This is a genomic window from Alicyclobacillus contaminans DSM 17975 (genome assembly GCF_000429525.1).
GTDB classification, from domain to species: Bacteria; Bacillota; Bacilli; order Alicyclobacillales; family Alicyclobacillaceae; genus Alicyclobacillus_A; species Alicyclobacillus_A contaminans.
Genome location: NZ_AUCA01000010.1, coordinates 45408 through 58813, shown reverse-complemented (window position 1 = coordinate 58813; position 13406 = coordinate 45408). Strand labels below are relative to the sequence as shown.

Annotated in this window: 15 protein-coding genes and 1 pseudogene; 2 read left to right on the top strand and 14 right to left on the bottom strand. The window is 60.2% G+C overall.

The features are described 5' to 3' along the window. Positions 1-72 precede the first annotated feature (72 nt). From rsmA to G463_RS22780, 5 genes are all read right to left on the bottom strand, one after another. The gene (rsmA, locus tag G463_RS0105920) at positions 73-939 is read right to left on the bottom strand and encodes a 16S rRNA (adenine(1518)-N(6)/adenine(1519)-N(6))-dimethyltransferase RsmA (RefSeq protein ID WP_026974419.1); all 867 of its coding nucleotides are present in this window, start codon (positions 937-939) and stop codon (positions 73-75) included. Then, entirely contained in the window at positions 932-1492 is a 561-nt protein-coding gene (locus tag G463_RS0105915; protein ID WP_026974418.1) for a ribonuclease M5, read from the bottom strand. Before G463_RS0105915 ends, rsmA begins: the two co-directional genes overlap by 8 nt. Continuing rightward, complete coding sequence (locus tag G463_RS0105910; RefSeq protein ID WP_026974417.1) at positions 1489-2274, bottom strand: TatD family hydrolase; 786 nt, start codon at positions 2272-2274, stop codon at positions 1489-1491. The genes G463_RS0105915 and G463_RS0105910 overlap by 4 nt, the downstream gene beginning before the upstream one ends. Further along, positions 2271-4280, bottom strand: a complete 2010-nt coding sequence (gene metG, locus G463_RS0105905) for a methionine--tRNA ligase (protein WP_026974416.1) — start codon at positions 4278-4280, stop codon at positions 2271-2273. Before metG ends, G463_RS0105910 begins: the two co-directional genes overlap by 4 nt. 262 nt (positions 4281-4542) lie before the next feature. Then, positions 4543-4749: a hypothetical protein gene (locus G463_RS22780; RefSeq protein WP_026974415.1), complete on the bottom strand. Its 207-nt coding sequence runs from the start codon at positions 4747-4749 to the stop codon at positions 4543-4545. Positions 4750-4954: 205 nt separating this feature from the next. On the opposite strand from G463_RS22780, the gene G463_RS0105890 reads away from it, so the two are divergent. Continuing rightward, positions 4955-5194 carry an AbrB/MazE/SpoVT family DNA-binding domain-containing protein gene (locus tag G463_RS0105890; protein WP_021294663.1) on the top strand — a complete coding sequence of 80 codons (240 nt, stop codon included), beginning with the start codon at positions 4955-4957 and terminating at the stop codon, positions 5192-5194. A 71-nt stretch (positions 5195-5265) separates the two neighbouring features. Here G463_RS0105890 and rsmI read toward each other — a convergent pair whose 3' ends face one another. From rsmI to G463_RS23795, 7 genes and pseudogenes are all read right to left on the bottom strand, one after another. Next, complete coding sequence (gene rsmI / locus G463_RS0105885; protein WP_169725430.1) at positions 5266-6168, bottom strand: 16S rRNA (cytidine(1402)-2'-O)-methyltransferase; 903 nt, start codon at positions 6166-6168, stop codon at positions 5266-5268. A gap of 100 nt (positions 6169-6268) precedes the next feature. Then, complete coding sequence (locus tag G463_RS0105880) at positions 6269-6574, bottom strand: initiation-control protein YabA (RefSeq protein ID WP_026974413.1); 306 nt, start codon at positions 6572-6574, stop codon at positions 6269-6271. A gap of 167 nt (positions 6575-6741) precedes the next feature. After that, positions 6742-7380: pseudogene (locus tag G463_RS0105875) on the bottom strand (PSP1 domain-containing protein); the annotation flags it as partial. Continuing rightward, entirely contained in the window at positions 7373-8317 is a 945-nt protein-coding gene (locus tag G463_RS0105870; protein WP_051321991.1) for a DNA polymerase III subunit, read from the bottom strand. The pseudogene G463_RS0105875 and the gene G463_RS0105870, both read right to left, overlap by 8 nt. Positions 8318-8326: 9 nt before the next feature. Next, entirely contained in the window at positions 8327-8656 is a 330-nt protein-coding gene (locus tag G463_RS0105865) for a cyclic-di-AMP receptor (RefSeq protein ID WP_026974410.1), read from the bottom strand. 16 nt (positions 8657-8672) lie between these two features. Next, positions 8673-9308, bottom strand: coding sequence for a dTMP kinase (gene tmk / locus G463_RS0105860; protein ID WP_035485939.1), 636 nt, complete (start codon positions 9306-9308; stop codon positions 8673-8675). 34 nt (positions 9309-9342) lie between these two features. Next, on the bottom strand, positions 9343-10743 hold the full coding sequence (locus tag G463_RS23795) for an aminotransferase class I/II-fold pyridoxal phosphate-dependent enzyme (protein WP_051321990.1): 1401 nt from the start codon (positions 10741-10743) through the stop codon (positions 9343-9345). Between the two features lie 151 nt (positions 10744-10894). On the opposite strand from G463_RS23795, the gene G463_RS0105850 reads away from it, so the two are divergent. After that, positions 10895-12325, top strand: a complete 1431-nt coding sequence (locus G463_RS0105850; RefSeq protein ID WP_026974408.1) for an NAD-dependent malic enzyme — start codon at positions 10895-10897, stop codon at positions 12323-12325. Between the two features lie 101 nt (positions 12326-12426). Here G463_RS0105850 and G463_RS0105845 read toward each other — a convergent pair whose 3' ends face one another. Continuing rightward, positions 12427-12582, bottom strand: a complete 156-nt coding sequence (locus tag G463_RS0105845) for a sigma factor G inhibitor Gin (RefSeq protein ID WP_245575703.1) — start codon at positions 12580-12582, stop codon at positions 12427-12429. A 157-nt stretch (positions 12583-12739) separates the two neighbouring features. Next, positions 12740-13360, bottom strand: a complete 621-nt coding sequence (gene ytaF / locus G463_RS0105840; RefSeq protein ID WP_026974406.1) for a sporulation membrane protein YtaF — start codon at positions 13358-13360, stop codon at positions 12740-12742. Positions 13361-13406 lie beyond the last annotated feature (46 nt).

Sequence of the window (13406 nt, the reverse complement as noted above, 5' to 3'; positions counted from 1 at the left end):
CCAATCCACTGGGCATCTCCTCCTTCCACCGCTTGGCTACAGTATATGCCAACGGAAGAAAAATCGGAAGATTCACCCCCGGGAAGACCAGGTATTGGACAGCCGTGCATATTCAGCCAAGGTGAGTGTCTCCCCCCGGCGCCGGCCGTCCACCCCCGCCTCCTCCAGCCAGCGGGCAACCTGTGCTTTCGAGGCGCCCATGCCTGCCGACAGCGTGTTCAGCAAGGTTTTCCGACGCATCGAAAAGGCGGCATGTACCACGCGGAAGAACGTCTTTTCATCGGCCACGGCCACCGCCGGCTGCTCCCGAATCCGCAGCCGCACGACCTGGGATTCCACATTCGGTGGCGGCAGGAACGCGGATGGTGGCACCGTCGTCACCTTTTCCACCTGGGCCCGATACTGCACGGCGATGCTCAGAACGCCATAATCTTTGCTGCCCGGGGCGGCGGCCATGCGCTCGGCCACCTCGCGCTGCACCATGATGACCACATTCCGCAGAGAGACGCCGGACTCCAGCACGTGAAACAGGATGGGCGTCGTAATGTAATACGGCAGATTGGCCACCATGGACACCGAGCGGCAGTCGGCATACCGCTGCCAAACGTCCGACAAATGGAGGTTGAGGACATCCTCGTAGAGCACCTCGACATTGGCGCACGCCGCCAGTGAATCCGCCAAGACAGGGGTGAGCGCTCTGTCCTTTTCCACACTGACCACCCGCTTGGCGGCACGGGCCAACCGCTGGGTGACCACTCCGGCTCCCGGCCCCACCTCGAACGCGCCGTCCTCCTTGGTCAACTCGGCGGCTTCCACAATTTGATCCAGAATGTGCGGCTGAATCAGAAAGTTTTGCCCCAACTGTTTCTTGAACGAAAACCCGTGCTGCGCCAGCAACGCTTTGAGCTGGCTCGGCTTCGCCACATCCCAATCAATCATCCACCTGGTCCCTTTCCACCGTCTTCAGCGCAGCGTCCCATTCCCATCGGGCCACGCCCAGCGCGTTCAACTTGTGCAGAAACGCTTTCGCGTTTCCGTACCCGATGCCCAGTTGTTCACCCACAGCAGCTCGACGAGCCGCGCTGTCCGCGCCGCCCGCCAGCCGGTTCACCCGCAGGTCATCCATGGTGAACTCACCGCCACCGTCCGCCTTCGGCGGGGTGGGCCGAGCCCTCCGCAACGCCTCGACAATCGCTTCCCCGCTGGCGTGCTCAACGCCCAGCCCATGCGGCGACGCGGCGAGCTTACGCGGCAGAAACGCGTGCTTGCAATGGGGCACCCGGGCGGCGATGCGACGGCGAATCCGTTCTCCGGGGCCGTCCGGATCGGTCAGAACAAGCACGCCACGCGTGCGGCTCGCCCGCTCCAATTCTCGCAGAAACCGTTCCGCCACCCTATCTCCTCCGACGACCCAGATGTCCGCCTCGACCACCCGCTGCACCGCCTGCTTGTCGTGAATGCCTTCCACCACAATGATCTCCTGAATCTTCACCGGCTCCCGCCAGCCTCCACGCGCGGGAACAAGCGATGGGCGTTGTCATAGGTGAGGCGCGCGAGTTCCTCCAACGTCTGTCCCCGTGTCTCGGCCAGCACCTCCACCACCTGCGCAACCCTGGCGGGCTCATTTCGCTGGCCGCGATACGGGTGCGGCGAGAGATACGGAGCGTCCGTCTCCACCACCAGCCATTCGTCCGGGATTTCACGGGCGGCTTTTCGAACGTTCTCGGCGTTTTTGAAGGTCACGGGACCGCCGTATGAGATGAAGAACCCACGCCGGATGCAGCGTCGAGCGGTTTCAATGCTGCCCGTAAAGCAGTGCATGACGCCGGTCACCCCGTTGGCCCGGGTCTCAATCAGGCGCACCGTGTCCTCGGTGGCATCGCGGTTGTGGATGATGACCGGCAACCCCACGTTTCGGGCCAGTTCCAGTTGCCGGACGAACACCTCCTGCTGAACGAGCCGCGGCGCCACATCCCAGTAATAATCGAGTCCGATTTCGCCAATCGCCACCACTTTCGGATGCGCCGTCAACGCCTCAATTTCCGCAAGCACAGCGGCGTCCCAATCCGCCAGCGACTCGGGATGAATGCCCACCGCGGCGTACACCTCCGGATACCGGTCGGCCAGTTCAATGGCGCGCCGGGACGTGTCCACATCCACGCCCGGTACCACCATCCGCCGTACGCCTGCGGCGCGGGCTCGTTCCACCACCGACGCCAAATCCTCCGAGAACTTGTCGTCAAATAGATGGCAGTGCGTATCGAACAGCGTCACTTGACAATCGCTCCGTTCGGCAGCCCTTCCGGTACAGTCACCAGTTTCAGAGTGTCTCCCTCGGAAGCTGCCAAAATCATTCCGTTGGATTGCACGCCGCGCAGTTTCACGGGTTTGAGGTTCGTGACCACCACCACACGTTGGCCCACCAACGACTCGGGGGTGAAGTGCTTTGCAATCCCGGACACAATCTGGCGCACCTCCGAGCCGAGGTCCACCTGCAGCTTCAGGAGCTTATCTGCCCCCTCAATCCGCTCCGCCGACTGAATCTGCCCGACGCGCAGTTCGACTTGACTGAAAGTGTCAATGCCAATCAACGACTTGGACTCCGCGTTCGCCTGTGCTGTCTCGGTCACTTTCTGACTCTCCTTTTCCGATGTTTTCGCCGTCTGCCCCGCCGTGTTCGAGGACGAACCCACCCCCGCCTTCTTGCCGGTCAAGTCAGCCAGAGCCGCCAATTCTTCGGCAATGTCCAGACGCGGGAACAGCGGCTCGCCCAATTCCACCACGACGCCCGCCTCCAGTTCGCCGAACTTGTACAGCGACGACCATTCGCGGGCAGCCGGCGCCACCTGATAGCGGCGCAGGATCTCAACGCCTGTGCGCGGCAGGAACGGTTGAATCTGCACCGCAATCATCCGAATCACCTCGGCCATCGTGTACAGAACCGTGTTCAGCCGCTCCACATCTCCCTGCTTATGCAGCGACCAGGGCGCCGTATCGTCAATGTATTTGTTGGCCTGCCGCACCACCTTCCAAATGTCCGTCAGGGCCAAAGAGAATTGCATTTCATCCAGATGCGCCTCCACGTCCTTCACCACCTGCAACGCCAGGTCCCGCAATTCAATGTCCGGCGTCTGGTACGATCCCGGATGCGGGATGACCCCCCGGTTGAACCTGTGAATCATGGCCGCAGTCCGGTGCACGAGGTTGCCGAGGTCGTTGGCCAGGTCGTAGTTCAGGCGTTCCACCAGGGAATCCGGCGTGAACACCCCGTCCTGTCCAAACGGAATTTCCCGCAGCAGGAAGTAGCGAATCGCGTCGCTGCCGTAACGCTCAATCAACAGTTTGGGATCAATCACATTGCCTTTCGACTTGCTCATTTTCCCATCTTTCATGAGCAGGAATCCGTGGCCGTACACTTTCTTCGGCAGCGGCAGACCCAGCGCCATCAGGATGATGGGCCAGTAAATCACGTGGAAGCGAACAATTTCCTTGCCCACGAAGTGCACGTTCGCGGGCCAGTAGCGCTCGAACTTGGCGCGTTCCTCCGGATTGTCGCTGCCGTAGCCAATGGCGGTGATGTAGTTGGTGAGCGCGTCCAGCCACACGTAGACCACGTGCTTCGGATTGCTCCGCACATGGACGCCCCAGTCGAAGGACGTGCGGGACACGCAGAGATCCTGCAGCCCCGGTTTGATGAAGTTGTTGATCATCTCATTTTTGCGCGACTCCGGCTGAATGAAGTCCGGATTCTCTTCGTAATACTGCAGGAGCCTGTCCACGTACTTGCTCATCCGGAAAAAGTAGCTGGGCTCCCGGACAAAGTTGACCTCGCGGCCGCAGTCCGGGCATTTGCCATCCTTTAAATCCCGTTCCAGCCAGAACGATTCGCACGGAGTGCAGTACCATCCTTCGTACGCATCCAGGTAAATGTCCCCCTGGGCAATCAGGCGTTCGAAGATGTCCTCCACAACCTTCGTATGCCGCGGTTCCGTGGTCCGGATGAAGTCGTCGTAGGAAATGTCCAGCCTGTCCCACAGGTCGCGGATCCAGGCGATGATCTCGTCCAGGAATTCCATCACATCTTTCCCGGCCTGCTTCGCCCGCTGCTGGATCTTCTGACCGTGTTCGTCGGTGCCGGTCAGGTACATCACGTCGTACCCGCGCAACCTTTTGTAGCGCGCCAGCGCGTCTGCCGCCACCGTGGTGTACGAGTGCCCGATGTGCAGCGTGTCGTTGGGATAATAAATCGGCGTGGTGATGTAAAACGTCGGTTTGGTCATAACGCCATCCTCCTTGTGACGTTCTCGTAATGTGTCCGCATGATGCGGAATGCAACAAAGCCCGCCCCAATTGGGGCGGGCTTGAAACCCGCGGTACCACCCAACTTCGCAGCATCGGTACAAAGGTGCAACATGCTGCCTCCATCGGATCAGCCGTACGCTGACCGTCGTCCTATAACGGGAACCCCCGCGCACGCCTACCTCGTCATCCGACTCGACGCGCGAGTCTCCGGAACCATACTCCCCGGCTTCCCTGGCCGGCTCACACCCATCCCGGCTCGCTGCGCAGTTTCACCAGGTACCATTCCTTCATGGACCCATATTCTCCTTCGGCGTCCACCGCCGTTTCAAACGTCAACGTAAAACCAATCCTGCCGCGCTGCCAGTCCTGGCAACAGGTTCCGGCTGGATCGCCATAACTATACCAAGCGCACTCCGCCTCTGTCAACGAAGCTGAACGTTCGTCCACTGGTAAAGGTTTATCCTAAAGCCTGTGTTTCTCATACAACAGGGTCTTGCAAAATTGGTGCTATGTTGTATAGTTAAAGCAATTCAAGAATTTGCATGTGATGATAGTGACTGCCTGAGTCACCAGCATGCAGACTCGCTGATAGACAACAGAGACTGGCGGGATTACAGAAAAGGGAACATTTTCATTTCGGGGGTGCCGGACAATGAAATCAACGGGCATTGTGCGCAAGGTGGACGAACTCGGTCGCGTCGTCATTCCAATTGAATTGCGTCGCACGCTGGGCATCGGCGAAAAGGATGCGCTGGAAATCTATGTGGATGGAGATCGTATCATTCTGAAAAAGTATGAGCCAGCCTGCATTTTCTGCGGACAAGCAGATGAAATCATCCACTTCAAGGGGAAGAACATCTGCCCGTCCTGCATTGCGGAAATGAGTTCTTGAGCAACGTCGTTTCATGCAGGAGTCGAAATCATGCGGTTCGGGTTGCCGGCATCGGCAACCCCTTTTGTTATTCACTCGCGGTCATCCGCGGATGCCAGCGTAACCTGGTACAGCGTCTTCCGATGAACCCCCAGTTCGGCCGCCACATCCTTCACCGCCCGGGCATGAGACGCACCGGCCGCCATCCGCCGCCGCACCTCCGCCTCGGCGCTTTGGATCAACTCGGCCTCGCCTTCCTCCGCGGAACGCCTCCGCTGCAAGCCATTCAACGGACCCAGCACAATCACATACTCACCGCGCGGCGCCTGCGCAGCGAAGTATTCGACCAGTTCGCCGCAGTGGTCGGCGTAGTAAAGCGTTTCGTGCCGCTTGGTCAATTCCTTGGCCACAGCCACCGGCCGGTGCGGGAACTGTTCGGCAAGCAGCGCCAGGGTGTCCCTCAACCGGTGCGGAGCCTCGTACAAAATGAGCGCCCCCGGCAGCTCGGCGTGGGCGGAGAGCACAGCGACGGCCTCTTTCCGATGCCTCGGCAGAAACCCCAGAAACGTGAAGGTTGCGGCGGCGAATCCGCTGGCCACCAGCGCCGACAACACAGCGCTCGGCCCCGGTACGGGCACCACCGGCACGCCGGTGGCCACCGCCAGTTCCACAATGCTGTCCCCGGGATCCGAGATCAGCGGGGTACCAGCATCCGAGACGAGGGCAATCCGCTTGCCTTCTGACCACCACTTGGCGAACGTATCGCGCCGGGATCGTTGATTGTGTTCGTGGCAGCTGATGACGAGCGGCGGGTGGATATCGAAATGCGTCAACAGCTTCCTCGTGTGACGCGTGTCTTCTGCGGCCACCACGTCCACCGACCGGAGGACCTCCAGCAGACGTTCAGATACATCGCCGAGATTCCCGATGGGCGTGCTGCATATGTACAGGACCGGGCCTTCGTCTCGAACGTTTTCCATCACGCGCACCGTCACTTTCATTCGCCTCCATTTCCGGCGCTGCGCCGTGCCAGTTCATCCATATGGAAAACCCGACCCTCCCGGGTCGGGCATCTCCCCCATGGCGACAGCCGCGTTACTTGTTCAGGAACGACATGCAGAACAGGCATTCACCCTCTGTGCGAAGACTTCCGTATTTGAGGTGGCAAATATGGAAGCCCTCCTGATAAATCTTGTACAGATTATCGATGCCTTCTCCCGCATGCGCTGTCGTTTCCCCACTGACCAACACCTGTTTCCAGCGCTCATTCTCCTGCGACAACCGCTGATTTTCTTCAATCAGCTCCTGGATCTTCTGCTTCAGACTGCCCAATTCGACGTAGAGTTCGCCAATCCGCTCTTCCAAATTGGCCACTTGTACAAACAGCGATTGTTTGTCCATGATGACGCTCCTGTCGCAGATGCGGCTGCGGCCAGCCGACCGCACGCCGCAACCCGTAATCGGTGTCTATCCGTCAGCCGCCCGGAACCGGAACGCTGCGCGCCATCGCCCATGCCGATGGCTCAAACGACCCCCGCCGCCGTGGGACATCAGGGTGCCGCCTGCTCCTGATAGGTATCGTTTTCAAACTTCAGACAACACATGAGGCGACCGCAAAGTCCGGAAATCTTTGTCGGATTGAGCGACAGGCTCTGATCCTTTGCCATCCGAATTGAAACCGGATCAAACTCCCCCATCCATGTGCTGCAGCACAACAGGCGTCCGCAGGGTCCAATGCCGCCAAGCAGCTTCGCCTCGTCACGGACGCCGATTTGACGCAGCTCAATGCGCACTCGAAACACCGCAGCCAGGTCCTTGACCAGTTCCCGGAAATCCACCCGGCCTTCCGCGGTGAAGTAGAAAATCAATTTGTTTCTATCAAACGTATACTCCGCATCCACCAGTTTCATTTCCAAGCCGCGCTGGGCCACTTTCTGCTTAAACACAGCCATGGCATCTTTGGACAACCGCCGATTGACCGCCACTGTTTCGGCGTCCTTCTCCGTGGCGATTCGAATCACCTGTTTGAGAGGAAGCACGACATCGTCCTCCGTCACTTCTTTGCGACCGACGATAACCTCCCCGTACTCGATGCCACGGGCGGTCTCCACAATGACGTGGTCTTTGCGTTCTATCGGCAGGTGCCCCGGATCAAAGTAATAGATCTTTCCAGCGGGCTTGAAGCGAACGCCAACCACGCTATACACCATGTAAAACCTCCCGTAGTCGGATGCACATCCGCTCCAAATTCAAAGCCGGAGCAACATGTGACCGCAGGCGCACGCGCGCCTCAAGGACAATCGGAATTGCCCTGTACAATCTATCCATTGGAACTGTCCGAGCATGCCTCGTCAAATCCGCTTGCCAATCGCTGACTGCCACGTGCTCGCGGTCCCCCGCCTGCACATGGGCGACGTCGCGCAGATACATCGCCAGGAGCCGCAAGAATACGTCGACCCCCATCTCCGCTGCCGCCTCCAAGAGGCTGTCCGCCAACAAAACGGGCCCCTCGCGGCCCTGCAGCAGCGTCTGTGCCCATTGTACCACTGCCTTCGAAGCAGCCGCAAACGATTCCTCGGCGGACAGCGTTTCCTCTTTTGCTGGAATCTCTGGAAGCAAATCATCCCAAACCGCGTGGGTGCCACGCGGTTGAACGGAGTAAATGAAGCATCGGGAGAGAATGGTAGGCAGAACGTTCTGCGGCTGGGTCGCCGTCAGCAGCGCCACGACGGACGGATTCGGTTCCTCAAGCGTCTTCAGCAGCCGATTGGCCGCCACGGCGTTCAACAAATCCACGCCGGGAATGGTGTAGACCAAGCGCCCCCCCGTATGGCTCGTCCGAGACAAGCGCTGCTGAACCTGCTCAATGGCGGCTGTTTTCACCACACCGTGCTCATCGGGCACCGCTCGAATGGCATCCGGGTGACGGTCGCCTTGCAAACACGCCCAACAACGACCACACGGCGCCCCCGGCGCCGTGCAGAGCAACAATCGGGTGATAAAGGCAGCCAGCTCTGCCGTGTCTTCCGAAGATCCGGCCAACAGGACGGCGTGGGGCACACGGCCCTCCGCCAATGCCGCATACAGCGGCCGCAGCGTCTCCGTTTGAATCGGCCAAGTGGAAAACGGTGCAATGGTTGACATGTTCGCTCCTCAAAACTGCTCGAATTGTTCCACATCAATGACAAACACGGTCGCGCCGCCAACCTGGACGCTGACCGGATAGGGAACATACGACTCCAGCTGACTCCCCATCGGGGACATGGGCGTGACCACCTGCTCTCGGGATTTGCAGCTGGTCCGTATCAAATCCAACACCTGCTGCACCTTGTCTTCACTGGTGCCAATCATGAACGTGGTGTTGCCGGCGTGGAGAAAACCGCCCGTGCTCGCCAGCTTGGTGGCGCGCACGCCTTCCTTCACGAGGTTTTGGGCCAAGCGAGGACTATCTTTGTCCTGCACCACTGCAATGATCATCTTCACAGGTGATTCCCCCTGTTCAACGCCGGGTTTCTAATCGATTCGCTACGACCTTCCATATTTCCTGCTCGAGTTCATCTGGGGCTTTGGACGCATCCAGCGTCACCACCCGCTCCGGATGCTCCTTGGCAATCCGCAGGAACGCTTCGCGCACACGCGTAAAATACGCCTCGTCTCGCTGTTCAATTCGATCCGGTCCACCCTCTCCGCGCACCTTCCGGACGCGGTCGAGACTCGTTGCCACCGGAATGTCAAACAGAAACGTCAAATCCGGCTGCAGGTGACTGGTGGCCAGCTGATTCATCTGCCACACGTCCTCCCACGGGAGCCCCAGTCCCGCCGCCTGGTATGCGAGGCTCGCGTCCACGTACCGGTCGCAGAGCACCATTTCCCCTCTCGCCAGCGCCGGCAGAATCACCTGGTGAACCACCTGCGCACGGGACGCCGCGTAGAGCAGCGCCTCCGCCTGCGGCACCATGGGGGTGTCCGTCGGTGTCAACAGAAGCGTGCGCAGCCCGTCTCCGAGCGTTGTGCCGCCGGGTTCCCGCGTGCACAGCACTTTTTGTCCCTGTGATTGCAATCTATGTTGCAGGCGCCCAATCTGTGTACTTTTCCCCGCACCGTCAATGCCTTCAAACGTGATGAACACACTCATCCCACCCTTTATTTCGTCAACGTGAACGACACCTTCATCCGGTTGCCGCACCTGAATGGCAGAGCACGCCCACGCGGTCCCCGCGCATTCCGTGGATGTGCACGTGCTGCGCCAGCAGTGCGCGGAGGGTCGCCACCGCCGCAGCGTCCAGGCGTTGGCCCGGCACAATCAGCGGCGTGCCCGGCGGATACGGTGTCACCATCACGCCCGCCGTCCGTCCCTCCGCCTCCGCCAGTGGCACCCACGCCATCGCTTGTCCGTACGCTGCCCGGGGGCGACAGGCGAAGTCGGGAGCCAGCGCCGGAAGTGACCATGCGGCCTCGTCTTCCCTTGCCTCCGGCGGCACCTCGGACACCGTCTGGCGGACAATCTCCATGTACCGCTCTGCTTCGCGAGGCCGAATGCCAAACCCGAACACGGCCAACACGCCTTGCCCGTCCGCCATCTCCACCTGAATCCCCGCATCTGCGAGCGCAGCTTGGACAGCCAAACTCTCACTAAGACCGGAGGTCGGCAGCCAGTGCCGAAGCGGATCTACCCCGGTCTGCCCCGCCACCACGATCCCTGCATCGCGAACCACAGCCAGCGCTTCCGCTGCGGCCCGAGGTCCGTCTGACCGGAGCCAGGCCTGCGCGGCGTCGAGAGATGCCAACAACAAGTAGGACGGGCTGGTGGTCTGAAACGTCAACAGCCAACGCTGAAGCGTCTCCGCATCCACGCGCGGTCCGGTCACATGCACCCACGCGGTCTGCGTCAACGCTGGCAGCATTTTGTGAGCGCTGTGTATGACGACATCCGCCCCGGCAGCCACACTGTGCGGCGGCAGCTCAGGAATCAGGCCGAAGTGTGCTCCGTGCGCCTCGTCCACCACGAGCGGCACCCCCGCCCGGTGGCACACGTCCGCCAGTGCCGCCACGTCCGCCACCGCCCCCTGGTAGTTGGGGGACGTCACAAACACCGCTGCGCAATCTGGATGTTTCGCGAGCTCGGCGGCCACGTCCGCCACAGCCGGCGGATTCGGGCGATGCAAAGCCCGGTGAAATGACGTCGGCAGAATGACCGGTTCCGCATCCGCCAGCACAATGCCCCGCCACGCACTTTGGTGGAAGGGGCCCGCCAAGAGGATCTTCCGTCCCGCCGCCACCGAGCAAATCGCCGCCATCACCGCCGCCGACGATCCGTTGACGCTGTAAAAGCAGTGTTGACTGCCGTAGTATTCTGCGGCCAAGCGCTGGGAATGCAGAATGCATTCTTCGGGTTGATGCAGGTTGTCCAATCCGGGAAGTTCGGTGAGGTCGAGGCGGCCCGCCTGGCCCAGCCACGCCGCCAACTCCGCGGGCAGCATCCGCCCCTGTTTGTGACCCGGTACGTGCAGCGGAACGCGCAGTTGCCGCACCATCTCCATCAACGCGTCCAAAATCGGGGTTTTCGCCAATTCTACTGACTCCTTCTGTTCATTCCGCAACCGAATCCAATTCCTCACTATGATACAATACGGATACATTCCGCGCTGCACGAGTGCACCGAAGAGATTCGCAGGAATCCATGCGCGCAGGCGCATCATCGAAGACTAGGAGGAACCAGCCGTGTCCATTCAACAAACCAGCGGACTCAGCCTGATTCTGCGGTTGAAGATTCACTCCAGTTCAGCGTTCAGCGAAGTTGCCTCGGCCATCGGCGAAGCCGGAGGCGATATCATCGCCGTGGACGTCATTCACGTGGGGAAGGACAGCGTCATTCGCGACATCACCGTCAACGTCCACAATGACGCGCACCGTCAAAAGGTCGTGGAATCGCTGTCGCGGCGCCCCGGCATTCAGGTCATCAACGTTTCTGACCGGACCTTCCTGGTCCACCTGGGCGGCAAGATTGAGGTCACGCCGAAGACCCCTGTGAAGAACCGCGACGACCTGTCGCGCGTGTACACGCCGGGGGTTGCCCGGGTGTGCGAGGAAATTCACCGGGATCCATCCAAAGCGTTCCAATTGACCATCAAGCGAAACACGGTGGCCGTGGTGACCGATGGCACCGCAGTGCTCGGCCTCGGGGACATTGGGCCGGAAGCGGCCCTGCCGGTGATGGAAGGAAAGGCCATGCTGTTCAAGCAATTCGCCGGAGTGGACGCCTTCCCGATTTGCCTCAACACCAAAGATCCCGACGAAATTGTCGCCATCGTCAAAGCGATTGCACCGGCGTTCGGCGGGATCAACCTGGAGGACATCTCGTCGCCACGCTGCTTCGAAATTGAACAGCGATTGCGCGAAGAGCTGGATATTCCCGTATTCCACGACGATCAACACGGTACCGCAGTGGTGCTATTGGCGGGCCTGTTGAACGCTGTGAAAATCGTTGACAAACGTATGGAGGATTTGCACGTGGTGGTGTGCGGCATCGGCGCCGCAGGCATCGCCTGCACGCGGATTCTGCAGGCCGCGGGCGTAAAAAACATCATCGGGGTGGACAGAGCCGGGATTATTGAACAAAACCGCAGCTACGACAACCCGATGTGGGATTGGTATGCAAAGCATTCCAATCCGGAGGGAAGGACGGGAGACCTCGCGGCAGCCATCGACGGCGCCGACGTGTTCATCGGCGTGTCCGGCCCCGGTGTGCTGAAGGTGGAACATTTGAAGCGAATGGCCCGCGATCCCATCGTGTTCGCGATGGCCAACCCCATTCCGGAAATTGCGCCCGAGGAAGCCGAGCCGTACGTTCGGATCTTGGCCACAGGCCGTTCCGATTATCCCAACCAAATCAATAACGTTCTGTGCTTCCCGGGCATCTTCCGCGGCGCCCTAAAAGCGCGCGCAAGGGACATCAACGAACAGATGAAGCTGGCCGCTGCCCACGCCATCGCCGGATGCGTGCAGGAGAGCCAACTGAACGAACAATACATCATCCCGAGCGTTTTCAACGCGGAAGTCGTCAAAGCCGTCAGCCGCGCGGTCACGGAGGCCGCGTACCAAACCGGCGTGGCTCGTCGCGAATCGCCGCACGCCATCCCAGGCTTGGTTTGATGCAAAGGGGGGGGGATTCCCCCCTTTCTCGTTTTTCAGCGCCGACCTCCGCAGCAAAGATGCGCCTGCAGGCGTCGCATCGCGGCCACCGAAGGCCGCCGTCAGGAGATGGCGGCCAACCAGATCTTTTTCATACACTCGACGTAATACGAATAGCGTGCGTCGGAAACGTCCGTTGCGACAATTTCCCGTTCACAATCCGCGCAGAGAAACTGGCCGCAAATCCGCAGACCTATCGCTTTTTCTTGATGACACACCAGACAGGATGTTTTCGGCTGCTCTTCCACTCAATCTCACCAACCTAAAGAGTTGGACACCGGCAGTACCGCATCCACTCCGCAATTCCAGCGAATCCGCCTGGTTTCGGCAGATCCCATCTAGCAATCAGTATGTCTTGTTTGGGGATCGAAAATACTACCAGATTTGATGGAGTCCAATAAACATCAGCAACAGCCCGGCGATGTAGGTAGCTCTGTCCCCGAGGGCCCTCGCCGCATACTTGCGCCCCACCCAGGCGCTGGCCCCCAACAGCGCGTAGCTGCAGAGCGCCACGGAAAACGCCGTCCAGACAATCCCAATATGCACCACTCCGGCATCGAACCCGCCGGCCAACGCGTTGATGGCCAAGGCAATGCCGAGCACGGTGGCTTCTTTCAAGCTGATGGTTTGGGAACGGTCAAAGTCGGCCGCGACCGGATCTTCCAGGATACGCTTCACCACGTTTGCTTTCCCCGTCTTCTCCTTCTCCAGTCGTTGCTGACGCCGTTTGCGACATGGTTCAGAGCACACCCACGCCCCCACCGCGAGCATCACGGTGCCGCCAATCCAGGCAGCGGCCCACGGCGTGACGTAGCGAGTCACCGTGTCTCCCGCCACCCCCGACACATACGTAGCCAACCCTGAAATCAGGGCAATCCAGACGTTTGCCAACCGGGAAATGGCAATTCGGCGAACTCCGTACGCGATGCCAACGCCCGCATTGTCCAGATTGGAAGCCACAGCAATCGCGATGATGGTGACGAACGTCGCCCCCATGGAGCACCCCTCCCGACTCCATACACCTTATGTGTATGGCTTGTTG

Bases quoted from the DNA above. Each gene is read 5' to 3' on its own strand.
- rsmA (WP_026974419.1), bottom strand. From the start codon at position 939: ATGATTGATTGGGATGTGGCGAAGCCGAGCCAGCTCAAAGCGTTGCTG.
- metG (WP_026974416.1), bottom strand. From the start codon at position 4,280: ATGACCAAACCGACGTTTTACATCACCACGCCGATTTATTATCCCAAC.
- G463_RS0105890 (WP_021294663.1), top strand. From the start codon at position 4,955: ATGAAATCAACGGGCATTGTGCGCAAGGTGGACGAACTCGGTCGCGTC.
- G463_RS0105880 (WP_026974413.1), bottom strand. From the start codon at position 6,574: ATGGACAAACAATCGCTGTTTGTACAAGTGGCCAATTTGGAAGAGCGG.
- G463_RS0105870 (WP_051321991.1), bottom strand. From the start codon at position 8,317: ATGTCAACCATTGCACCGTTTTCCACTTGGCCGATTCAAACGGAGACG.
- tmk (WP_035485939.1), bottom strand. From the start codon at position 9,308: ATGAGTGTGTTCATCACGTTTGAAGGCATTGACGGTGCGGGGAAAAGT.
- ytaF (WP_026974406.1), bottom strand. From the start codon at position 13,360: ATGGGGGCGACGTTCGTCACCATCATCGCGATTGCTGTGGCTTCCAAT.